General features: G+C 56.4%; 23 protein-coding genes and 1 other annotated feature. Of the genes, 10 read left to right on the top strand and 13 right to left on the bottom strand.

Features of this window, described 5'->3' with window-relative positions:
• Positions 1 to 29: 29 nt before the first annotated feature.
• The 7 genes from ABIB66_RS30260 to ABIB66_RS30230 all read right to left on the bottom strand — a co-directional run bounded on the left by ABIB66_RS30260 (position 30) and on the right by ABIB66_RS30230 (position 5440).
• The gene (locus ABIB66_RS30260; protein ID WP_354210415.1) at positions 30 to 242 is read right to left on the bottom strand and encodes a hypothetical protein; all 213 of its coding nucleotides are present in this window, start codon (positions 240 to 242) and stop codon (positions 30 to 32) included.
• A 257-nt stretch (positions 243 to 499) separates the two neighbouring features.
• A complete protein-coding gene (locus tag ABIB66_RS30255; RefSeq protein ID WP_275172131.1) occupies positions 500 to 679 on the bottom strand; it encodes a hypothetical protein in 180 nt (59 codons plus the stop codon).
• A gap of 118 nt (positions 680 to 797) precedes the next feature.
• Complete coding sequence (locus ABIB66_RS30250; protein WP_354210414.1) at positions 798 to 1007, bottom strand: hypothetical protein; 210 nt, start codon at positions 1005 to 1007, stop codon at positions 798 to 800.
• 140 nt (positions 1008 to 1147) lie between these two features.
• Positions 1148 to 1276 (bottom strand): hypothetical protein, encoded by a 129-nt coding sequence (locus tag ABIB66_RS30245; RefSeq protein WP_007600646.1) that lies wholly within the window; start codon positions 1274 to 1276, stop codon positions 1148 to 1150.
• Between the two features lie 72 nt (positions 1277 to 1348).
• Positions 1349 to 1816, bottom strand: a complete 468-nt coding sequence (locus ABIB66_RS30240; RefSeq protein WP_354256826.1) for a universal stress protein — start codon at positions 1814 to 1816, stop codon at positions 1349 to 1351.
• Between the two features lie 400 nt (positions 1817 to 2216).
• Positions 2217 to 3857, bottom strand: a complete 1641-nt coding sequence (locus ABIB66_RS30235) for an amidohydrolase (RefSeq protein ID WP_354256776.1) — start codon at positions 3855 to 3857, stop codon at positions 2217 to 2219.
• A 383-nt stretch (positions 3858 to 4240) separates the two neighbouring features.
• Positions 4241 to 5440: a site-specific integrase gene (locus ABIB66_RS30230; protein ID WP_354256773.1), complete on the bottom strand. Its 1200-nt coding sequence runs from the start codon at positions 5438 to 5440 to the stop codon at positions 4241 to 4243.
• Between the two features lie 788 nt (positions 5441 to 6228).
• Here ABIB66_RS30230 and ABIB66_RS30225 point away from each other — a divergent pair.
• The 3 genes from ABIB66_RS30225 (at position 6229) to ABIB66_RS30215 (ending at position 9458) form a co-directional block, all read left to right on the top strand.
• Positions 6229 to 7722, top strand: coding sequence for a ParB/RepB/Spo0J family partition protein (locus ABIB66_RS30225; RefSeq protein WP_354256769.1), 1494 nt, complete (start codon positions 6229 to 6231; stop codon positions 7720 to 7722).
• Positions 7723 to 8220: 498 nt separating this feature from the next.
• The gene (locus tag ABIB66_RS30220; protein ID WP_354256766.1) at positions 8221 to 8817 is read left to right on the top strand and encodes a hypothetical protein; all 597 of its coding nucleotides are present in this window, start codon (positions 8221 to 8223) and stop codon (positions 8815 to 8817) included.
• Positions 8818 to 9026: 209 nt separating this feature from the next.
• Complete coding sequence (locus tag ABIB66_RS30215; RefSeq protein WP_354256763.1) at positions 9027 to 9458, top strand: hypothetical protein; 432 nt, start codon at positions 9027 to 9029, stop codon at positions 9456 to 9458.
• 303 nt (positions 9459 to 9761) lie between these two features.
• Here the strand turns inward: ABIB66_RS30215 and ABIB66_RS30210 are convergent, their stop codons facing one another.
• Both ABIB66_RS30210 and ABIB66_RS30205 read right to left on the bottom strand, forming a co-directional pair.
• Positions 9762 to 10040, bottom strand: coding sequence for a hypothetical protein (locus tag ABIB66_RS30210; protein ID WP_354256760.1), 279 nt, complete (start codon positions 10038 to 10040; stop codon positions 9762 to 9764).
• Positions 10009 to 10941: a dienelactone hydrolase family protein gene (locus tag ABIB66_RS30205; RefSeq protein WP_354256757.1), complete on the bottom strand. Its 933-nt coding sequence runs from the start codon at positions 10939 to 10941 to the stop codon at positions 10009 to 10011. The genes ABIB66_RS30210 and ABIB66_RS30205 overlap by 32 nt, the downstream gene beginning before the upstream one ends.
• A 130-nt stretch (positions 10942 to 11071) precedes the next feature.
• On the opposite strand from ABIB66_RS30205, the gene ABIB66_RS30200 reads away from it, so the two are divergent.
• A complete protein-coding gene (locus ABIB66_RS30200; protein ID WP_354256754.1) occupies positions 11072 to 11317 on the top strand; it encodes a helix-turn-helix domain-containing protein in 246 nt (81 codons plus the stop codon).
• A gap of 7 nt (positions 11318 to 11324) precedes the next feature.
• On the opposite strand, the gene ABIB66_RS30195 is transcribed toward ABIB66_RS30200, so the two are convergent.
• The 4 genes from ABIB66_RS30195 to ABIB66_RS30180 form a co-directional block, all read right to left on the bottom strand.
• Entirely contained in the window at positions 11325 to 11648 is a 324-nt protein-coding gene (locus ABIB66_RS30195; protein WP_354256751.1) for a DUF3768 domain-containing protein, read from the bottom strand.
• 109 nt (positions 11649 to 11757) lie between these two features.
• Positions 11758 to 12375 carry a hypothetical protein gene (locus tag ABIB66_RS30190; protein WP_354256748.1) on the bottom strand — a complete coding sequence of 206 codons (618 nt, stop codon included), beginning with the start codon at positions 12373 to 12375 and terminating at the stop codon, positions 11758 to 11760.
• 209 nt (positions 12376 to 12584) lie between these two features.
• A complete protein-coding gene (locus tag ABIB66_RS30185) occupies positions 12585 to 13610 on the bottom strand; it encodes a hypothetical protein (RefSeq protein WP_354256745.1) in 1026 nt (341 codons plus the stop codon).
• Positions 13611 to 13645: 35 nt separating this feature from the next.
• A complete protein-coding gene (locus tag ABIB66_RS30180) occupies positions 13646 to 14221 on the bottom strand; it encodes a tyrosine-type recombinase/integrase (protein WP_041751266.1) in 576 nt (191 codons plus the stop codon).
• A gap of 277 nt (positions 14222 to 14498) precedes the next feature.
• Between ABIB66_RS30180 and ABIB66_RS30175 the strand changes: the two genes are divergently transcribed.
• From ABIB66_RS30175 to ABIB66_RS30150, 6 genes are all read left to right on the top strand, one after another.
• Positions 14499 to 15533 carry a tyrosine-type recombinase/integrase gene (locus ABIB66_RS30175; protein ID WP_354256741.1) on the top strand — a complete coding sequence of 345 codons (1035 nt, stop codon included), beginning with the start codon at positions 14499 to 14501 and terminating at the stop codon, positions 15531 to 15533.
• Positions 15534 to 16468: 935 nt separating this feature from the next.
• The gene (locus tag ABIB66_RS30170; RefSeq protein WP_354256739.1) at positions 16469 to 16927 is read left to right on the top strand and encodes a hypothetical protein; all 459 of its coding nucleotides are present in this window, start codon (positions 16469 to 16471) and stop codon (positions 16925 to 16927) included.
• Between the two features lie 364 nt (positions 16928 to 17291).
• Positions 17292 to 18523, top strand: a protein-coding gene (locus ABIB66_RS30165; protein ID WP_354256736.1) for an IS3 family transposase whose coding sequence is annotated in 2 segments (ribosomal slippage) — positions 17292 to 17583 and positions 17583 to 18523 — 1233 coding nt in all. Because the reading frame shifts where the segments join, the coding sequence is not laid out codon by codon here.
• Positions 17576 to 17692: a sequence feature (AL1L pseudoknot), on the top strand. (Overlaps the previous gene by 117 nt.)
• 749 nt (positions 18524 to 19272) lie before the next feature.
• Positions 19273 to 20082 (top strand): hypothetical protein, encoded by an 810-nt coding sequence (locus ABIB66_RS30160; RefSeq protein WP_354256733.1) that lies wholly within the window; start codon positions 19273 to 19275, stop codon positions 20080 to 20082.
• A gap of 687 nt (positions 20083 to 20769) precedes the next feature.
• On the top strand, positions 20770 to 21270 hold the full coding sequence (locus ABIB66_RS30155) for a hypothetical protein (protein WP_354256730.1): 501 nt from the start codon (positions 20770 to 20772) through the stop codon (positions 21268 to 21270).
• 12 nt (positions 21271 to 21282) lie between these two features.
• Positions 21283 to 22197 (top strand): hypothetical protein, encoded by a 915-nt coding sequence (locus ABIB66_RS30150; RefSeq protein ID WP_354256727.1) that lies wholly within the window; start codon positions 21283 to 21285, stop codon positions 22195 to 22197.
• Positions 22198 to 22490: the final 293 nt, after the last annotated feature.

The raw sequence follows: 22490 nt of genomic DNA, 5'->3' as shown, positions 1-22490 counted from the left end.
GCGGAAATGCCGCACCACCGACGATTAAGTCATCCCGGACTCATCGCGCCCGGGGCGATCCGTTGCTGCGCTTGCGGTGTCAGCTCGTAGCGGTCGCCGGCCTTCACCAGCCAGCCCGCCTCGATCATGCGTCGCGTCATGCCCGCGCTGCACAGCGGGTGGCTGCCGCCGGGATGAAACAGCGCGCCCTCGCGTTCGATCAGGTAGCCGTAGAGCCGCGCCTGTCGAAGCGGGTTTTGCATCCCTGGTGTGGGCGCCTCCATGGTCTCTCGCGCAGTCCTCCAAGACGGCCCTGAAATGCCGGGCTGAGATGCCGGCCTGAGACGACGGGCCGATCCCCGTCAGGCGGTCCCGGCCTGTGACCCGGGGGCGGGGCTTCGAGCCAGGGCCGCCATTGCCGGAATCGCAAGGACCCGGCGCGGCCCAATACGCAACGGCCTAAGGTCGTTCCTACAAAAGCCGTTGCTCTCTGCGGGTTGCTGCCGGCAAGGCAAAGTGCCTAAGCCGACCAACGATCCTGCTCTTCCTGGTGGGCATGCTCGTTCAGCCGTTCGGCGATCTGATCCGCGATCTTCTCCGACTCGGCCGAGGCGACCGGCTCGCCCTTATGTGTTTTGAGCTTGTCCTTGTCGGCTTCGATGGGAAAGTCGTCGGGCTTCAGTCCGGGATCCCTGGTCATGGCGCGCCTCATTGTGTCTCGCATCCGGAAAACACGGATGCGGGCCGTTCGTTGCTGGAACAATGAAGCCGCGGTGGAGAGTCACAGCCCGGCTCAATCGCCGCGTCCTGCGCTTTGCTCAGGCCCCGCCGACAGCCCGGATCACGGTCCCGCTGCCGCCGCACGTGGCGCAGGGAGCGCCGTCGATCCGCCCCTTGCCATGGCAATCGGGGCACACATCTTCGCCCGTGCCCGTCGTTCCCGGAGGGGCTTCATCCCCGGGGTTGAGCGCCGCCGAACCCGTCGGCGATGTCCCGGTCTTTGCGCCCTGCGTGTCGGTCTTGGTCATCTGCATCTCCCTCGAAAAGACCGCAACGCGCCTTGCGGCAGGAAGTGCCAATCGAGGATGTCAGGTCCGGTGCTCTCGAGAAGCACTTTGCCGGTGGCGTCCGCGCGAATTAGCGCGGCGGGAAGGTCATCACCTCATCATCACCGCACGCCCGTGCCCTTGCAGCGCTGGCACTTCACCACCTTGTCGCCCTTCTTGAGCAGGCCTTTGCCTTCGCAGTTCTTGCATTTCTGCTTCTTCTTGATGTTCGGGCCTTTTTCACTGGTCATGGATGGCTCCTGCCGCGGGAGAGCGGTCTTGTGCGGTCGTTCAGCGGATCAGCTGAGTGGTGCCAATAATCCCTACACTGATGACGGCTTCGGCACCACCAGCACCGGCACGCTGCCGTCCACCAGGACCTCGGATGTCTGGCTGCCCAAAAACAGCTTCCTGAGGCCGCGTCGTCCATGAGAGGCCATCACGATCAGGTCGTATCCCCCAAGCTTGGCTGTTTCAATGATCGCAGTCGCGGGGTGCGCATTCGGAACGTGCAAGAATTCTGCAGGCGCGCCGATCTGCTCCGACATCGCGCGCGCTTGATCGAGCACCTTGCCCGCGCGGACCTTGCAGGCCGCGTCATAGCTATCGATCTCGTCCCGCGTCGGAATCCATCCCGAGTCGTGTCCGCCCCCATAGTCGATCGGCAGTGCTTCCGTCACAGTGATGATCGTCAGCCTGGCGTTCAAGGCCTTCGCCAGGGCAATGCCATGCTCAACGCCCTTCGTCGCGACGTCCGATCCGTCCGTGCTCAAGAGAATGTTGGCGTACATGCGGTGGCTCCCTTGCTCGTCGAACAAAGTGATGCCTGGGTAATATGGGCCGGTGTGCGGCATGGGTCTATGTGCGTTTTCGACGATGGTCTCGCCGTCACAGCTTCGAAAAGGCAGCCGCGCTAGGTGAACACGTCTCATCGTGCCGAGTATTTTTATTCACGTTTCTAATAAGGGATTACGGTCACAGTGCACTTAATTCAAAGTCTTCGTACCCCAAAAAGGGGCGGGCTCACTGAGTGCACAATCACCATATCGATGCCGTAGGCATAGCAGGCGGCGAAATTGGTATGACATCCGGCTCGGCCGCCGAAGCTGCATGTGTGGGCCGAGAGCGAATGTCGCCGCAATGGACAACAGACCGAGATCTCGTGAGAGCGGCGCGGTCGCCCTCCAGCTCTCATTTCGCGCTCGAGAAAGCATCCGCTGCGTAGACGATTTTGCCGCCCACGACCGTCAGCAGCGACGCCGTGGCGCCGATCTGCTCGACGGGGACGGACAAGAAATCCCGATCGAGAATCGCGAAGTCGGCGAGCTTGCCGGGCTCTAACGTGCCGCGTCGCGTCTCGTCGAAGCAGAACCACGCGCTTCCCACGGTGTAGAGGCGCAAGGCATCTTCGCGGCTGGGTGTTTCGTCCGGGCCGCGCGTCGAGTGTCCGCCGACGGTCTTGCCGTCGAGCATCCATTGCAGCGCCACGAACGGATTGTAGGATGCGACCCGATGCGCATCCGTGCCGGCCCCGACATGGACCCCAATGCGCAACGCCGTGACGATCGGTGGCATGCTGCGCGCGGCTTCGCCGACCTGCGCCACGATACGGTCGCCTCCGAGATACATCGCGTCCTGCATGGTCCAGCCGACACCGAGGGCTTTCATGCGCGCCAGTGTTTCGGGCGAGGTGTTGTCGAGATGGGCGATGGACCAGCGCAACGGCGCGAGCGGCGTCTCCTTGTTGACCTCGTCATAGAGGTCCAGGAGGTGATGGACGGATTTGTCTTCCTGCCAGTGGATGGTGACTGTCAGCCCTTGCTTGGCCGCCCAGCGAATGATTTCGCGGAACTTGTCCTTGGCGGCCGCGTCGGGCGCATTGTTGTTGTACATGGCGCCGGTGATCCGCTCGCCTAGTCCGTTGAACCGCAGCATGTCGTCGCCGAATCCCATCGGCAGGAACGGCGTGAGGGTCTTGTACTCCTCGAATTCCGCGCCGACATTCTGGGCGAACAGGCTGAAGGCAACCCGAACCGAAAGTGATTTGTCACGCCAGAGCTTTTGCAGGGCGGCGTAATGGCTGGGATAAATGCTGAAGCCGCCGGGATCCACGATCCCGGTCACGCCAAGACGATTGAGCTCCATGAAGAACTGCCGGGTGCCGGCGACATTCTCTTCGAAATTCGGCCTCGGCAGCCGATCGAACAGCGCGGAGCTACTGACAATGGAACCGTTGAGCCAGCCCGTGCTGTCGCCCGATGCGGCTGTGATACCGGCCGGCAATTGATCCGCGGAAATCCCGAGCGCTTGCTGCGCTTTTGGCGTCATCAGCACCGCCGAATAGAACAACTGGATGTAAGCCGGATTGTCGGGAACGGCCGACATCACCTCGGCGAGCGTTGGCCGCCGCTTCTCCGCAAATTGCAATTCGCTCCAGCCACCGGCCACGATGATCCAGGACGCCGGGCGCGCCTTTGCCGCCTGGCGCAAGCGTTCCATGGCCTCGCCAATGGTCTTCGCGCCGATCCAGTTGACCTCGGTTGCGTAGGTGAGGCCGGCGCGCACGGCGTGAATATGGGAATCGATCAATCCCGGAATGATGGTGCGTCCACCTGCGTCGACACGGCGCGTCGCGGGCCCGATCAGGCCTTCCATGGCATCGTTGCCGCCAATCGCGACGATCTTGCCGTCGCGGACTGCGAGAGCCTGCGCGATCGTCGATGCGGGATCCAGCGTCACGAGCTTTGCGTTCGTGACAATAAGGTCGGCCTTTTGTGCGTAAGCCAAACTGGCCCAGCACGAGATCACCAAAATCGCCAGAAGCTTTCGCATACTCAGTCCCGACATGAGAGAGGCCGAAGCGGCGCCACACATCCGCCGCCGGATGCGCCCGCGGAGATCGCGTGTCGCAACGGAGAGTGTCGCGATCCTGAGCATGTCTGGCACCAACAAAATCAGCCGATCCACCGGAAAATTTGGTAACGGCTCAAGCAATTGATTGTTGGGCTTTGGCGCGGCGGCCTTCGCCCGCTTCGCTTGTCATTTATGGCTCCGGCTTGCCGAGCCGAAGCTCGCGAAGCGAGCGAAGGCTGGCGGACCCGGCAGGGCTCGAACCCGCAACCAGACCGTTATGAGCGGTCTAGTCGGGCTTGGTGGGCTTGATTTATCGTCACTTTTCGAGAGCGTTCATTCGCAAAATTCGCGTTTGTTCACGGTCAAACGGTCCGCGAGCGGTCCGCGGACCGAGCAGTGAGAACAGAAGGCGTTCGGCCTTTTCTGGTGATTGCATCGGCAGCGCCACGCATATGGTTAGGATGGTGGTGGCCATAGGTTTCGATCAGCACCTTGACCGACATGCCCAAATATCCTGCGGCCTCCCACGGATCGACGCCGCGCTGCATTAGCCAAGTTGCTGCTGTGTGACGCAAGGTATGTGCTGTCACGTTGCCGTCGGTGAGGTCTAGCCCGGCGACCTCCACCGCCCGGGCAAAGGCGTTTTTCACCGACTTGATGGGCTTCCCGTTCCACTCCACGAAGCACGTCGTGATAATCTTCTTGTCCACCCATCGGCGCATGTGAGCCATGAGGCGATCAGGGAGTGGGGCGGGGGGCTGCCGCTTGTTCGTGGCGCGCTTCCCACGGGCGAGCCGATAGTAAATCCCGGCTTTCAGATCGACGTATGCGCGGCCTTCCTCGCGCTTTGGTGAAGCAGCCGCAATTGCGGCAGCTCGGGTTCCGGTATACAGGCCGATCAGGACAAAGCGGGCAAGATGGCGAAGCGTGTGCTTGCCGGTCTTGATTTTGATTCCTTTGTTCTTGCCACGATGAATGGTCTGCTCCTCGCGGTGCCTCCAGGCTGCCCACAGCAATCGAGCCGCCTCACTTCGCTCCAACCATCTTTCTCGCGCCTGACCTTTCGGCGGAAGCGACACCGTGACGACCGCGCGGTGGAGATTTTGTTTGGCGTGATGATTGATTGCAGTCCTGAGATTCTCAAGGTCTCGACGCGCACCGCCGGGACCACCTCGATGCTTCACATAGCCGTCCGTCAGAGCCTGAGACATCTCACTAAGCTTGTAGTTGCCAAAGTATTCGTTGAGGCGGCCGATAGATGCATCGAAACGACGTTGCTGCAGCTTGTCTTCAAATTGGTCGCGGCGGTCGGTGTGGTAGATCAACAAAACATCGGCCAGAAGGATGCGATCCACGTCCTTCATCTTACGTTCAGGAGCGTACTTTGCCGCAATGTAGTTGGCGAGAAATTGCTCTGCCGCTTCTGGCGGATGGGCCTCAGATGGTTTGGCAACACATCCCGTGGAGATACGCTTACCTTTGTCCTTGACGACCCATAGTGCTTGGCGTCCCGGCTCGGAGGGGCGCTTCCAGAGACGAGGTCCCTTGCTGATGTTTGGCATCTTTTCCGCTTCGTGATGTTTGGTAGACGAGTGACAAATTTATCGGATCGCTAAGGCTTGCTCTGTTCGTGCAAACGGCTTTGTTTGAGACGCGCACGCAGCGCGTCTTGCGGTGAAACCGTGACCTCCGATCCTGATGATGCGCATGGGTTAGGTGACGGGCTTTCAATGCCCGCCTCCCTTGCAGGGACGCGACATAGCTCCCTCATTCGCTTGATCTCGTTGAGTGTGGTGAAGTCCTTCCCGGCGACGCGCTCGATGCGCAGCCGTCCGCGATTGGCCTCGCGCCGCAATCCAGATGCGGTCATTGAGCCGTCGGGAAAGGCTAACTTTGCTGCGATTGAAAGTCGGAGGGGGGCGTCAGGCGCGACATTCCCTAGAGTCAAATCCATAACCAGTCAGCCGTCGCCGTCAGTTGCGGCGAAGTTGGGTGTGACTGGTCTTAAGACTCAGTAGGATTTCAGCGTCGGGTATAGACGCGCGATTAAGTTAGTCTAAAAACGGCAGTAAAGTCAAGCAAAACAACAGATTACCGCGCGTCCTAAGGAGCGGAAAGTGGGACGACGCTCACCCGGTTTCAGACCTGGGGATCGTCAAACACGGTGAGGCAAACGGCGATCATCGGGAAGGTCGTGGGCCGCCCTATTGATTTGCAGCGGGGCAGTGCTATTTTTCCTATCAGGAGAGCGTGCGTAAATTAGACAGACGCCGATAGTCTCATCCTTTCTCTACTGAGCCATAGCGCCAGTCACGTGGAAGTCCCACCGCTAAGCCGCGGCCGACTACGCATGTGCTCCGTAGATTTCCAACTCAATCAGATGGGCCATGTGTTGGCGGTCGTTGCTGGCGACAAGCCGCGCGTGAAGACGACGGCCTCGTTTTCGCGCGCCAATGGAAACCTGTTAGCGATTGAGGAGATTGAAATGGCACCGAACAAGAAGACCCAGAAATGGGTAGACGATCTTTTTGAGAAAGGGAAATTCTCGGGGTTTGGAAAAAGGAGCCACCGCCGCGAGCTTACTTCCCGAGTGCGGATTGCGGGAACGGCGCGCGCCGATGAAACGCGCGATCTCCATCGAGAAGGTAGATACCAATTGATCAGCACTGCCAGCATCTTGATTCCCAAGGAACTAGACAAGCTGGACGAAAACGTCGTCGCTGACATCGGGGAGTCCATACTTCTGTACGATTTGCTGCACCCCATTGCCATTCGTCGTGCCGAACCAAACCAGCGAGGCGGCAAAAACAAAGGAAAGTTCGTTCTTGTTGCCGGAGCGCATCGTCTTGAGGCCATCAAAAGGGCCGGTAGACAAAGGATTTGGTGTTCTATTTTGGACGGCGACGACACGGAGGCTAAACTAGTCCGATTGGGCGAAGACCTTTTCCGGAAAACGCTGACTGTTCTTCAAAAAGCGGAAAAGCTCGTCGCCTATCTCAACCTCGCTTCAGCCAAAGTGAACATTTCTGGCCAAGTTGGCCAGAAAAGCAAAGTTGGACGGCCCCCGGGCGGCGTTGCACTTGCCGCTCGTGAGCTGCCGGTACTTGGCCGCTCTGTGGCAGCGCGCCGCAAGATCATTGATCGGGCGATCAAGATCAGCCAAATCACGCCAGAGGCCAAGCGGGCTGCAAGAGACGCTCGTTTGGACAACAACCAAAGAGCGCTTCTGAAGATCGAGGAGGCTGGCGGGCGCGATGCGCAGCTCAAAAAGGCTGCCGAATTTGCCGCGATTGCAAAAGCACTAAGCGCTCCACTGAACCGCGCAGCGAAGTCATCAGTTGGCAGCCGGGTCGCCAAGGAAGCGGTGAGGCAAACCCAACAGCGGCAGAGGACGACGACGTTCGATGAAATGCTCGCTCTGTGGAAACAGGAGTGTCGCGACGCATGGCGTCATTTGCCCGCTGTAGACCGAGAACGGCTCATCGAAACGATTCGCCGCGCACCGCTCCTAGCCCGGGTGAATATCGTCGAGTTCGTTCACGACGTGTTTCGGGGACGGGGTGAGATACGTAAGGAGCATCTGTTCGGCATCGCAGCAACGCGTGGCTTCCCAAAAAGTGCTGTTCGAAAGACGCTCAAGGGGCTTGGGTACGAGTCGAAACGCAAGGGGCCGCGTGAAAAACCGAAATGGTTCTTTTTAAATCGCGATCAAAATTGGATGCGACTGCAGCCGGTTATTGCCGACGCAGAACTGGCTTCTTCTGCCGGTGCACAACCAAATCCGAGAGATACAGCGCCAAAACGCGGGAAGCCGTTCGATCCCGACTACTTCGCCGACCTTTAAACTAAACCTATCGCCGCTCGGCAGGCGGAGAGGACATGTCCTCTCCGCCTGCGTTGCCATAGCTTGAAGGGGGCGGACTGGTACCCCAGTGAAATCGTAGGAGAAGCCCTCAGTCGCGATCCGATGGCTCGCCGCGCACGGCGTGCGCAGATAGGACCTCTTAGGCCGTCGTTGGCTATTCTGGCTGTGGCTTGAAAGATCGAGGTCGCGGTTGTGCTGACAAGCGCGACCGGGGCTGATCGACCTTACTAGGGGAATGACGCCCGCCTACGCCGTATGGGATCTTGAACAGGGCAGCCCGCACCTGCGCTCGATGATCCGCTAGTACGCTCGCGGTGTCCGACGGGCAATCTTGTAAATAGCTAATTCAGAATGACATAGCCGACGCGCTCAGTGGTTGTCCCGATGCGCGGTACTTCAACATGGAGAAATCACCCTCTTCATATGGGTAGTCATGTCTGAATAGATCATTCAAATCACAACATCAACGGACCAACGATGACACAACATCAACCTACCTATGGCTTTCATTATAGAGAAGCCATAGTGGAAGCATATTCAAGCATGATAGCTGAAAAGATGGACGAGGGGCGCGAAGGATACTTCGTGAACTTCATGTTCAACCCATTGCCGGGTTCACGTCAGAACCATATGGATACTATGCGGCAAGAAGTGGAGCGCGTGCATTGGACTCTCGCCAAGCACATGATCCATCGTCCGAACCATCGTAACTGGGCTCACCTCCGGCCGATCTTCGTTGGGGGCCCTGACTTGCCGGTGTTCAAGTGGAATCAAGGTGAACCGAACCGTCTTGCTGTCGCGAATGATGGCCTTCACTTCAACATCGTCGCTTTGCTGCCCCGTCCAAGCCCGGCGATCCTACCGAGTGGGATTCAGAACAGATTGTGGGGTCTTCAATCGAGGTTGAAGGTGCCTCTCGATCAGCATTTCCGCGACCGAAGTAGGTTCTATCTAAATGATCGACTGGCGCGGATCCACGTGACGCCGGTCAGCTACGGGACCATGGCCGACTATGCGCTGAAGGCGTTCAAAAGTGGCCGAATGGATGAAGATTCAATTCTGGTTTTGAATTAGTCGTCCGCACTATCCTTGCGATTTATCCAAGCGCCTCCAACGATAACGGCCGACGGCGGGCGTGGCTCAATGCCTATCGGGCGCTTCGATTGTTCGTGGTATCCGCGATAAAGTCACCGCAGGTTGGCCGGATGGCATTCCCCAGAGCCCATTTCCAAACTTGTAAATGAATAATGCGGCACGTGCCGCGCATCAATTTGGAGATTGAGATGATGTGGAAAGAAAAAAGAGTTCGTCGGGAACGAAAGGAATCAAAGAAAAAGGCGAGTGTGAAGACCGCGCTGGACCCGCGCGACCTTAGAAAGAAAATCAAGCGTGCGTCTATATTACTCGACGATAGCTGCGGCTGGGCCGTCGATATGACCTATTTTCTAGCAGGTTTTGACTCCGCGTCCCGTGAGATGCAAGACCGCCTCAAAGCGTTGGAGGAAACCTTACTTCGGCGGCAATCGCCGCCGGTGCAAATGCAAAAAATAGCTCAGCTCCTACCTCTTATCTGTGATTTCACTGAACGTATGGCGGGTTATGCCAAACAGTTCACTGACCTACTAGATGTCATTGGGGATGGCGACGAGCTGTTTGACTTAGAAGCTGAACTATTTGAGCTAGAAAACGATCTAAACGAGCTTGCGGAGCTTTAAGGGTCCCGCCAGCGTCTTGATTTTGGAAGGAGGGGTCGTCCTAAAGATCGATAGTTCTAGGCCGTCATACGTGTCTTGACGGCCTAGAAGACTATTAGGACCGTTCGCTTGAAAGTTCGGGGGGAATTGCTGACGAGGCTTTCAGAGAGAGAACTATATCTGTCCCCTCGAGGGGAAATGGCTAACATCCACGTGCACTCTGGCAAGCCGTTCAAGAGTCGCACGCGAGTTCGGTTGCACGTTGGAATACGGAAGAATCAGGGGCGGTGACGAAGGGGACCGGGAGATTATGGCGAATACGTTCTAGAGGATAGCGCGCGGGCGTTTGCCAAAGCGCTTTATAGGGCTATTAAGCAAATCGAAGCTGGTCGTCCGAGTAAACGGCTTGTGAAGATGGCGGCGAGGGCAGAGGTTGGCAATCTGCGTGCTATCGCCGACATCGCGGTCGTGGGCCGTTTGTACGTCGATTAAGCGATCATTCGCTTGAGAAGCGCCTTCGGAACGTAGGGCATCCTTGCCGCGGCGACGCGCCGCTTCGCGGCCGACCGATTTATCGCGCAGTTTTATCGAGCCTTCGAGCAAAGTATTCTCTTGTCCGCTCAAAGGAATCCTCAGCGGCTTTTGGATTGCCTCCCATCTTGTGTTTCTTCACGCCGCCTCCAACACTCCAGCCGCTGACTTCGCTGACAGCCTGAGGTCGGTCAAAGCCATGGTACGCTCCGGGGTAGAAGATCATCTCAACTGGAGCGCCCTTCTTCAGGGCTTCGTCGGTCTGCAGTTCGTGGCATAGCGCAGCAGGAGTCCAATCATCGTCCTCGCCCATGAGAACGAGCAGGGGGATGTCAATCCTGACATCAAGTTTTGGATTACAATACGGATAGTAAGCTACCGCCGTCCGTATGCCGAAGAGCTTGAGTTGATACTTCTCTTGAATCGCCTTCATTATTGTCCAAGCACCATGCGAAAAGCCAAGCAGGCCCATCCGATCCTTGTCAATATTTGGCAGTTTCCGCAGATACTCCGCCGTTCCATAGATGTCGGAGACGCGCATCTCGGGAGTGACAGCGGTGGTCTCTTTGCAAATACTGCCGTAACCACGTGAGGCAAAACTATCGACGACAACGGCGACGTACCCCCACGATACCAACCGTTCAGCCCAACGCTCGTGATGAGCGTCATGGCCGCCGCACCCGTGCAACACGATGACCGCCGGGAACGCGCCATTTCCACGCGGGCGGTATATTTCAGCGCGAACGGTCACTGGATCGATCATTGCGCCCGGTAATACTACGTTAGGGTAGTGGACCTTTTCGTTGGCTATAGCTTGCGAATTGATCCCGACGAGTGTGCCCAAGAAGCACGCCAAAGCCACAGCAGTCGTCATTTTAGCATTTATCGCCATGTCTGTTCCTAGCGAGGGAGGAGATTGAAGTTTTTTCCTAGAATTTTTGGCCCCGAACGCCGCGCTGTAGTAGTAAGTCATCAATGGGCTGCGGGCGGCGTTGGTGCTCGAAACCGAGCTAAAGTCGCGATCTCAGTGCAGAAAATATCTGGTTTTTAGATAATCTGTAAATCGGATTATTTGATCGACCCTCTCGTTAGAGCGGTCGATCATGTCCCGGACACTCCGGTCTTCAAGACATCAAGCCCTGAAGGACTTCCTAGTCGAAAGGCGGAAGCAGGCTGGGCTGACTCAGGCCGAGGTCGCGAAGAAGCTCCGTCGATATCAATCCTTCGTTGCCACGGTCGAAGGAGGTCAAAGAAAGGTCGATGTGGTCGAGCTTTTAGCCTTTGCTGAAGCAATCGGGTTCGACCCTCGCGAGGCCATCAAGCGGCTCTCCGCAATCAAGCCCGACTGAATCACTCTTAATATTCGTCGGCCAGCATGAGGGTAATCACCCGCCGAGTGACAGCGGGGTCGGCTGGGTCAGGTGAACCGAATTCAAAGTTCGTGTCGAAGTATTCGATTTTGAAAATTATGGACGAACTCTCGAACTCGAACATACCGAAATCATGCTCGCCGTGCGGATCGTTGGCCATACAGAAATCGTCGAACGTCGCTATAGCTGTCACGAGACGCTGAACGGCCTCTGGTCCGAGCGCGGCAATGCCGGGCGTCATGAACGCCTTGCCGCCCGTGAGGGTCGTTCGAAGTTGATCATTGAGCGCACGAATCCGTTCAACCGACATGGTTGCTTTCTCCGCTGATGTTTGGGGGAATGCCGGAATCTGTCCGGCGCATGGATAGGGGCTTGGCCCGGGCCGCAGCCCGAGCCAATTTGCAGACGAGGTGGGTAGATCAGCCGGGACCGGGGTTGACCAACGCGACCGTGTTGATGTGCCTGATGAACTTCGGCAGCTTGGGTGCGTCGCGATACCGCAAGGTCAGAATCTCGTCCTCGCGATTTATAACCACCGCCTCCCACCAGCCATCGTCAGGCGACTCGTGGGCCAGCACCATGTGGCCGACGGTGATTTCCTCCCAACTGCGCGGCAAGCCCGATGTTACCGGAGAGATGCACCTTACGTCGTCCGTCGCAGCATCCGTCTCGCCTTTTGCCTGAGTGTTCTCGGATGCCTGCTCCGATGCATATGCTTTTTCGGCGGCGGGCTCCTCTGCAAGCGGCCCCGCCGCTTCCAGTATCTTGTCGTAGAGTTCACGCCTGATATTCGGGACGAACAGCTTTACGACCTTGCCGCCTCCGTACACTCGTCCCATTGGAAGCTTCATACCCAGTGCTGACACTGCTTCCGGTGGGTTGATCAGCACGCGGCACTTGAGATCCATGGCCGCGGATACGATGCTGTCCTTCAGCTCGGCGAACCGAGCGCCGCGCGGCTTACCGTTTGCGTCTATTCCTATGACGTAGACCGGATCAGCCTTTGCCGGTTCGGTCTTCCCAGTTTTCTTGCCCATTGAGCAGCTCCTAGAAATGCGAAAGGGAGCCAAGGGCTCCCTTAATTCGCGAGTGGAACGGCCATTTCAGACCCGAAGGGTGGGCAAAAGTATTCCCGGAAGTATCTCCAAGTCTAAAATGAGCAAAGTCGTGAATCGACCTTGCTTATACAGTATAGGCTAATTATTGGCCAAGAACAAGCATTGATAATTGCGATAAATATCTGAATTTACGTCGCTTTTAGCGGTTTTCGACCGCAGAGTCGAAACAGTTGGCAGTAGCTGAGTTGGCAAGGCTTTTGGTCGTCAATCCGATTGGCGTTGCACACGTCTAAGCGGTCCGCTGCACATAACGACCAGACGGCATGCTGGACGAAACGCGGGAAGACTTTCGGAAAATTCGGATTAAAGCTGCGTGCATCAATTCGATCTGCGGCACTTCGGATGATCTCGGCACAGCCGCCTTCGGCGTAGCACCCGCGGCCGTAGTGATGGGGAATGCCGCAAGCTTCCATTATGCCCGTCCGAAACAAGTGATTATGGACAAGCCGGTCCACAACCACCATGGCCTTTCCCGTTTCGAACCAGATGGGTCGTTGGTCGCGCGCGCCTATCATAAGCCATGACAGGGCGTTGGTCAGAACCTTGTCGGCGACGCCAAAAATGCCTCGGAGGGGACCAATTAAGGCTTCCTGCCTCGCAGCTTCGAGATCGGCGTTCGTGGATTCTCTGGCCGTCTCCAATTGGGTATCAATCCATCCGACGAGATCACCACCAGCGATGTCTCTGACGAAGAGGAAGAATGAGGCCGCTGTCTGATTCAGCCTCCCGTTGCGCAGTCGTGCCCGAGGTACTGGACAGGCATCGATGTGGTCGGGCTCGGCGCAGGTGAAGCTGCCCTTGTCGTACCGGCAGCCTTCATAGTTCCAGTAACTTTGGAGCTTTGGGCAGGAGGGGCAAGCTTGGACGCTCGCCTCCATTTTGGCCCAGGACGCGCTCCCATGCTTTTCCATGTAGCTCCGGGCCGCTTGATCCGAGACGCCCTGAAAGTTGAACGCCGTCAGGAGCCAATCAAAAATGGGCGATGTTTCACCCGACGCGACAGCTTGATCGAGGCCCGAGCGGCGAAACTCGTCATCGATCTCATCGAGTAGCGAGAGTGATCCAGCGAACGTGCAGACCGCGCGAATGAAAGCATCGGCGTGATTGCGTGCTTCACGAAGCTTCGTAACGGGGGCAGTCGGCTTTGCCGCCACCTGTCGGGACAGTCGTATATTGGACGAACGCGGTTCTAGATCAGAGATATCAAAGCCCTCTGTGCATCCGTGTCGCCATCGATGTAGCCTTGCGTGGTCTGGATCGAGCGATGTCCAGCGAGCAATTGAACATCCCGTAAGGAACCACCAGCCTTGTGCACTAGGCGAGCGGCGCGGGTGATGAACGTTCTGCGACCCGAATGCGACGAGCAGCCTTTCAAATCCAGCGTCTTGAACGCGCGGTGAAACCAGACAACGATACTAAGCGGCGTCATTGCGCCGCCTTGCTGTGACCGAATGACCGGCCCTTGATTTACGCCTAACTGCCTTACTGCGGAGAGCGCCTCTCGCAGGTCGGCGTGCAGCGGAATGGATCTCCCGCTACGCTTCTTTGCGATCTTGTCTTGAAGCTCGATAGTGCTGCCGACTTCGCCGCTCGGGTCGAGCACCATATCCCAGGTCAGTTTGGCTATCTCTGCAGCGCGAAGACCGGCCTTAACCGAAAGCAGAACGATCAAACGGTTGCGTAACGGATGGCGAGAGCGCTCGGCGAAAAGGAGGAGATCGTCGATATGATCGGCCGAAAGTGTCTTGGCTTGCTTGCCTGCCATGTCACTCAGAATGAATATCAATCGATTCTAGAGCGCTTTGATCGATATGCAACCGGAAATTTAGCGCCTTTGCACTTCGGCAAGCTTTCTACGAAAAGCTTATCGTTCGACGGTTGAATCTTACATCTCGAAGCTCTCGGCGTGCACGTAAACGCGTACAGGTGCAACTATCGCTCCTAACATCGAGGTTCAGCTCATTGCTTTCGTTGTCCAGGGTGATCCTTGGCAAAGAGCCGCTCAATCTTGACCGGAACGACACAACAAGGAGTAGTCTCCGATGGCCAGTCTCCGTCTACGAAATGGTAAGTGGCAGGTCCAAGTCCGCCGATTGGGCTACCAATCTCGTACTCAATCATTTCTGACGAAGTGCGACGCTCAACGATGGGCGCGGCACGTAGAGATCGAATTGGACAGAACTCTAATACCTAATGACGTTCGCGCGCTCTCCAAAGTAACTGTCGCGGACCTGTTGATACGGTACCGCGACAACGTAACCATAGGCAAGCGAGGTATCGAATCCGAGAGAAAGCGTATTGATTCTTTTCTCCGGCAAAAGTGGTCCGACACTCCCATTTCAAGAATACATACTCGCGATTTTATCGAATACCGGGATGATCGGTTGCGCTTGGTTGGCCCAGGCACAGTAATTAGAGAGCTGGGATTGCTGAGATCGGTTTTTGAAACCGCGCGACGCGAATGGGAATTTAGCTCCTTAGAAAATCCAATTGCCTCGGTAAGAAAGCCGAAAGCTCCTGCTGGGAGAGAGCGTAGGCTGGAGCGTGGCGAACTTGAAGGGCTGCGGACAGCCTGCAAAACGGTCGCGAACAGGTTGCTTATAGATGCTATCCATTTGGCCATTGAAACAGGCATGCGACGCGGCGAACTACTCGCCATTCGATGGAAAGACGTAAACTTAGATACCGGAGTGCTACACATACCGACAACAAAGACAGGGATGCCGCGAACTATCCCTTTGACTGAGCGCGCGAGAGAAATACTTCGGGGGCGCAGGAGTCTCGCTGCCAACTCTGAAAGAGCGTTCTTGACTTCTGCCAACGGCTTTCGGCTTGCGTGGGAGCGATGCAAACGACGTGCCGAACGGGCGGGCTGCGGAGGTATTTACAGCCTGCGATTCCATGATCTTCGTCACGAAGCAGTAAGTCGCTTCTTTGAAATGGGCCTGAATCCAGCGGAGGTCGCATCGATCAGTGGGCATAAGGACCTCCGCATGTTGATGCGATACACCCACCTCAAGCCGGAAATTCTCGCGGCGAAGCTGGCGAGCCAACTGCCGAATTCCAGCGGCGTCTAATTGATCGCGACGGATGGGTGCCTTGCGAGTGTTCCTCAGCGGACGAGGTAATGCTGGCACTATCGGCGCTTACGCTTACAGACGGGACAGGGCGGTTCCGTCTGGCAAAAGCGCACGATCTAAAAAGCGCGCGCACGTTAGTACACTTCGTCGAGGCTAGGGCAAGAGGTAGAGTCCAAATCCTAAGAAACAGGGCGAGTCAAGTCGGCCACGCTGTTCATCGCGTCAAATGACGTAAGCTACGCGGCGCTCCGCTGAATGGAACCTTTTCTCCAAAGTTGCCATTCGCGTTCCTCAGAAAGTTGTGCTCTTTGGTCCGCTCTCTACAGCGAAAGGAATAGAATGAAGTCTCCCAGTGAACTTGGTCTAGCCATTGAAGCTGCGGTGGCAGCAAATCCAAAGTTCAAGAAGTATCGTGAACCCGTGCAGTATCTTTGTTTTTTCCGGACTAGCACTGGCCGGGCTTTCGCTTTCGAGAGAGTAACGATATCTCAGATAACGCTGTGGCTCCCAGAGGATGAGCGAGTCAGGGCGGCTGCTGAAGCTAACGGTGCTCCGATCACGAAGAGTGTTCCGTTTCCCAATGAGAGAAACACATACGGTCGCATCTCATCATTGCGAATTGAACCGCAGCTTGAGAGCGCAAGTCTTTACCGTGTGGCCGTGACAAGCGTTGGCGAGGCGCTCGCCGTCTTAGAGTCTCTCTCATGAAGCAACTCTCCAGCATCTCGGACGCGCTCAGGCGCAGCAGCGTCAGCGACTTTGAACATATCGAGTTGCCCCAACAATCGATAATGCAGAGTCTTGTCAAACAAATCGGCCCGCCGTGCATTTGTGCCTTTCTGTGATGCTGGACTGGACTGACCCATAAAGGATACTTGAGCATGCCTCTTCCAAGTCGAGAGCAAACATTCGCATTTCTGGATTGTCGGGAAATGCTCGACAAGTTGCACCGAGAACTGGATCGTTATCGAGAAGTCGCTGGGCGCGACGAAGAAGACCTAGCCGCAATGGTGGAGCTTGTAGATCAACTGAAGGACAGCGCCTTCAATGCCGCTGTCACCGCTTGGCATCTCGGCGACTGGGTCTTCAAAGACATGACGGCAGACCAACGAAAGGCGCTCGGTGTTCGCTCCCTCGGCGATCTGCAGGCCCACGGCAGGGAAAAATGTCGTGCGCTATATTTGTGTCGATACGCCGCAACAGCCTCTAAGCATTCCGAAGTGAATACCTTTCGCGATCCTAAGGTCGAAGTGGTGGTTAGCTGCGAAGAAGATGCTGGATGGAGCGTCCATTTCGTGGACGACGGAAATACTCGCGCTGCCGATCAGGTGTTCTCGGAAGCACTCGATTTTTGGACAGGGTTCATATTTGAAAATCACATTGGGAAGTAAGCCAAGTAGCGCAAGAAACACCCTAGCGCGCAAACACAATGGGGCCGAATACTGTGAAGTCATGTAGCGGTTGTTTTGCGCCTTCCTTGAGTGCGGCTCGGAGCAGCGCGATACTGCAGCGGTCGAGAAGGTCATCAGTTTTGAGCCCGACCTCACTGCGCTAGTTCGTCGGCATCAATGCGAGCCCTGCGCTTACCGCTGCAGCACGATATCCGCCGCGATACAGGCATTCCACCGCTTATATTCTCCCCCCTGATCTGCCCAGATCCCGACGACTGTGAAAATAATAGCGAAAGGTTATCGAGTGTAAGGAGTGAACCGCCCCGGGTTTGCCGGAGGCTCCAACTCCTGAGAGGATGGAGCCATGACAAGCAAGACCACGAACAAGTTTTCGCCTGAAGTCCGCGACCGTGCGGTTCGGATGGTTCTGGATCACGCCGGCGAGCACCCGTCGCGCTGGGCGGCAGTGACCTCGATTGCGGCCAAGATCGGCTGCACAGCGCAGACGCTGCATGACTGGGTCAAGAAGGCCGAGATCGACAGCGGGCAGCGGGCCGGTGTCCCGACTGAGATGGCCGAGAAGCTGAAGGCCCTGGAACGGGAGAACCGTGAGCTGCGGCAGGCCAACGAGATCCTACGCAAGGCAAGCGCTTATTTTGCGATGGCGGAGCTCGACCGCCGGTCCAAGCCATGATCGCCTTCATCGACGATCATCGTGGGGCGCATGGGGTCGAGCCGATCTGCAAGGTGTTGCCGATCGCCCCCTCGACCTACCATGCCCATGTGGCCAAGCGGCGCGATCCTGCCAAGCTGTCGGCGCGAGCCAGGCAGGGCGCCGCGCTGAAGATCGAGGTTCGGCGCGTCTTCGATGAGAACTTCTCCGTCTACGGCGCGCGCAAGGTGTGGCGGCAGCTCAAGCGAGAAGGCTTCGATGTTGCTCGTTGCACGGTGTCGCGATTGATGCAGGACATGGGTTTGCAGGGGGTTATCCGCGGCAAACCGGTTAAGACCACGATCAGCGACAAGGCCGCCCCATGCCCGCTGGATCACGTCAACCGCCAGTTCAGGGCGCCAAGGCCGAACGTCCTTTGGCTCTCCGACTTCACCTATGTCGCGACCTGGAGCGGATTCGTCTACGTCGCCTTCGTCATCGACGCCTATGCCCGCAGGATCGTGGGCTGGCGGGCCTCGCGCACGGCGCACGCCAGCTTCGTGCTCGATGCGCTGGAGCAGGCCCTGCACGATCGCCGACCGGTCCACCGCGGCGGGCTCGTGCATCATAGCGATAGGGGTAGCCAATACGTCTCTATCAAGTACACCGAGCGCTTGGCTGAAGCTGGCGTCGAGCCTTCCGTTGGTAGTGTCGGAGATTCCTATGACAACGCTCTCGCCGAAACCATCAACGGCCTCTACAAGGCCGAGGTGATCCATCGGCGCGGGCCGTGGCGCAGCTTCGAGGCCGTCGAGTTCGCGACCCTGGAATGGGTGGACTGGTTCAACAACCGACGGCTCCTGGAGCCCATCGGCAACATCCCGCCAGCCGAAGCCGAGCAACGCTACTACGCCATGCTGGAACAACCGGCCATGGCGGCATAACTTAAACCAAATAGCCTCCGGCAAACCCGGGGCGGTTCAGAGCGACGAATTTCCATGCATCAAGCCTCAGAAGGGCGCGCGATGTGTTGCGCTTCACTTAGCCCTTTAAGGCTGCTCTCCCTTTCCTTTTGCATAGATGGTCGTGGGCTCATCCCGCGGCTGTCAGAGAAATAGCAACCTTTTCCGCCCCCGGCCTAGCCGACCGGCTCGGGGAAAGCCGAGAGTGCTGAGTTCATTGGGCGAATGAGTGCGCGGCCTGTATCTCGGGAATTACGCTCGCCGAGTTGGCCCATCTTCCCGATTTGAAGGCGCACGCACGCATCTGGAGTTCGGTGCAACCCGCTCTCGCTGCGGTGCAAACATAGTTTTGGCCTAACCAAAGGTCTGTTACTCATAATTGCAACTTGACAGCGAGGCGAAGCTAAACCTACGTTGTTACTCATTCTCTTCTTGAAGTTGTAGATGCGCTCTTCACCTTAGTCGGCAGAAGGTTCGCTGGTGCGCCGAGTTATTTCCGAAGTCAAACGGCATTGCCTATGTCCCGCGCAATTTATTGATATTGGTCAGAATTGCTCGAACCATGGCGGCCATAAGTCAATGAATCCTGACTGCGAGCCTTACTCGGACTCTGAATTGGAAGAAGTCTCAACTAAAGCATGATGAGAAGGTAACAAGATCTCTAGTCAGAGCGTCCTCGGCGCTTCGTGGGGGCAGAGATGATCATAGGCTTGCAATGCCGAGCAATATGCGTGGCATTCGTTGCTGCGAGCTTGAACGGATGTGGCTGGGTTGTTCCGAAAATTGATCCGCGGTCTGAGACGCCTTACGACACGGGAATCTTTGTCAATAGAATTGCCAACCAGGTTAAGTGTGAATTGGGCAAGGCGATCTACGATGTCATCGTCGAGTACCAGGAAAAGAATGCTAACCCAGTTGGCTGGCTCGCCACTTGGGGAGCTAAAGCAACTCTCAAAATTATCGTAGATGAAAAGTCCAATGTCAGTCCTGGCGTTCTAGTAACGCCGCCGGGGGCGTTTTCCCTGGCTGGCGACGCATCATTGTCGTCAGACGCCACTCGTACCGTGACAATTGGATTCTTCTTCGTATTCGCCGATTTATTTGATCCCAAGACGCACAAGCTTCCTGCTAAAGAACCGCAGATTTGCATTCACCACAGTGATGTCCTGATTGAAAGTGATCTCAAGCTTAAAGAATGGGTCGAGGCTGTCGGACTGATCGCGGCGACACCTCAAACCGTCTCCAATCCCTTTGTCTCTGGCGGGCCTTTAGATACGACCTCTCATGAGGTGCAGTTCATTGTGACTCTAAGCGGCGATGTAACGCCGGTTTGGAGGCTGGTCTCAGTTACTGTCAATCCTGCAGGTTCATTCCTAGGAGCAACACGCATAAGAACAGACGATCTCCTTATTACAATGGGGCCATTGGACGTGCTGGCGTCGGGGAGAGCTATCCGACCTTCGCGAGCAATTGAGGATGCCCATCTTGCGGCGCAAATAACTTCAATCACTACTGCAATACAGATCCAGGGGCGACGGTAGGAAGATCGACAGTTCTTGTTCTCAGCTAGGGAGGTACTTATGGCCGATAAGGATGTCGCTCAAACTGAGTCAGAAGCTATTCGTCGCGGGTACAAGCGGATAGACGCGTTTGTACAAAACGAGGCTGAGATGCGGTTTGCTCAACGACGACCTTGCAACACGGTGCAACCGGGAGACTGGTGTCTGATCGCCAATTGTCGGCCGGATAACACGCGCACCGTTTGCTATTGCGACGGAAACGACAATTGTTCTAGCTGTTATGTAGCCCCTTGTCGTGGTTAGCCCGTCGTCGTGCTTTTACGAGCGAGTTTCCGGTCGGCATGTGAGGGTGCCGGACAGGGTAGCGTCCGATTGCTTGCTAGTTCATCCTAGAAATATGCGGCCGCGGTGAACACGCGCGGTGCCGCCAAGGGAGATCGCTACTGTGATTGCACAGGTCCTTCAAGACAGCATTGGTTCGTCGGTAGAAGATACTCCAAATCGCTCATCTGAATGAATCCGCGTAAGTACTACCGCATGCCAGCCGACGCGGTCGCCGGTTTGCCCGAAGCTGTTAGCTGACGCAATTAATCTGCATGCTGGCTTTGCGTCAGCGATGAGAAGCAGAGGCTTCTAAGGTGTCGTTGAACAGAGGGTGTGATTTATTACGTATTGCATATAGCTGAAACAAACTTAGCAGGAGGAAGCATGGTCGAGAAAAAGAGCAAGCCGATCCAACCGTTCAGCGTGTTACAGATCAACCGAACGAGCCCTGGGTACGTAGAAACGCGTACCGGGTTTACATCAGCGAATCCAAATGTTGGGACTGTTACTCACGAATTTCAATTCGCGGTGGACCCTTGGCAGATCACCTCCACTTCTGCAGCGGTTCTATGCGAGCTAAGCACGCTCAGACTTAGCTTGTCGAAGGTTTTCAATCCAAACAACACGACGGACTCCTTCTATGTCATCTCCTGGAATCCGAATTATCATTACTATTCCCCCTATTCGGATGATCCGGCCGCGATTATCGATCTGCTGGATCAAAATGGCGCGCGGCTCGACAATGCCAACCTAGGCGGCCTTGGCGCGTCGTGTGGAGTGAACACTACGCAATCAAAGCAGCGGATCGTAAATTCGGTTTATTTCGACAGGGTGGCAATAGCAGTTTTCTCACTTGGCCCTGCAACATGGCATCCGTGTGGATAGGGGGCACGTGTGATGAAGTTGTTCTATCCCGAGATCGTAAACAGCGGTGATGTTCACAGTCAGGGCGTCGGAGAGCATAACTCGGTTTCAAGTGGTCCGGATAACGGCGCCTTGAATTGCGATGCTGCCCATTTTTGGAACTGCTTGCGACATAGTACAACCGAGCAAATGATCAACAATTACCTTGGACGGTTAGCTACTCAAACCGGAAATCTCAACACCGGCGCTCACGGAAATAGCGGGATGTTCGAGGCCGGATCTGGCCAAGCCACCACTTACAATCCGGCAACTGACGTGTACTCTTGGAATGCATTTGATTGGGCGCCGTTGTTTATGAAGCTCAAAGACAAGGGATTCGCTATTTGGACTATCTACTCCTGTGATACGGGTGCTGACGCCGACGGTGCGGATTTGCTCCATCGGATGGCCAATCTTACGAACAGACCTGCCCGCGCTCGAACTGGCCTAACCACCTGCGGAAATGATGGCATCGGATTTACCGGGGGTGTTTGGCAAGTTGCGTTCCCAGGCCCGAAACCGCCGCCACCTATCCCAAAATCGCCGGGGCTTCTCGCAGAGGAGTATAAATCGGTGTCTCGAATCGCAATCACGCCAACCAATTTTGAATTTGATGTGAATGATGTAGTGTCGATTGAGCTGAAAGCGAGACGTCCAAGCGGGACGTTTTCGGCCGCGATAAAAGGAGCCCAGGCCGTCGAAATAGCTAGAATGCTATTTTCTGCTCCGGAAGTGGAAATTGGCGGACAGCCGCTCGCGATGTTAACGGGCGAAATCACTCTGAACGTAACGCAAAATACGGCGGAGGCAGTACTCACTTTCGACATCTACAATGATCGGATAATGATAATGCCGGGTACAACCGTATGCAGGTTCGTGCCTGAGGCTTTTGTTAAATCCATAATGTGAGCTGAACAGTGCGGCTGTCTTAAGCTTAGGGAGGCTCAAAGGGGCGATTGGAGCAATCTACAAAGAGCTTTTTGACGCTTGAACGGCTCGAAGCCCATTGAGCTAAACGGTAGCGGCTCGCGATGGCCTATGAGTCAGGGCCGTCCTTTGGCTCCTCCTCTGTCAGCAACAACGGAGCTTGATCGCACCGTCGAAGTAGTAGTCTGCCATAGAGGCAGCATTGGCGCTGCAAAGAAAGCGCGCCGTTAGCAGGGGGCTACTAGGGTAAAAAGTAGCGCGCTATGACATGCGTG

This window comes from Bradyrhizobium sp. F1.13.3, assembly GCF_040548265.1.
Taxonomy (GTDB): domain Bacteria; phylum Pseudomonadota; class Alphaproteobacteria; order Rhizobiales; family Xanthobacteraceae; genus Bradyrhizobium.
This window is presented reverse-complemented; position numbering and strand designations above follow the sequence as displayed.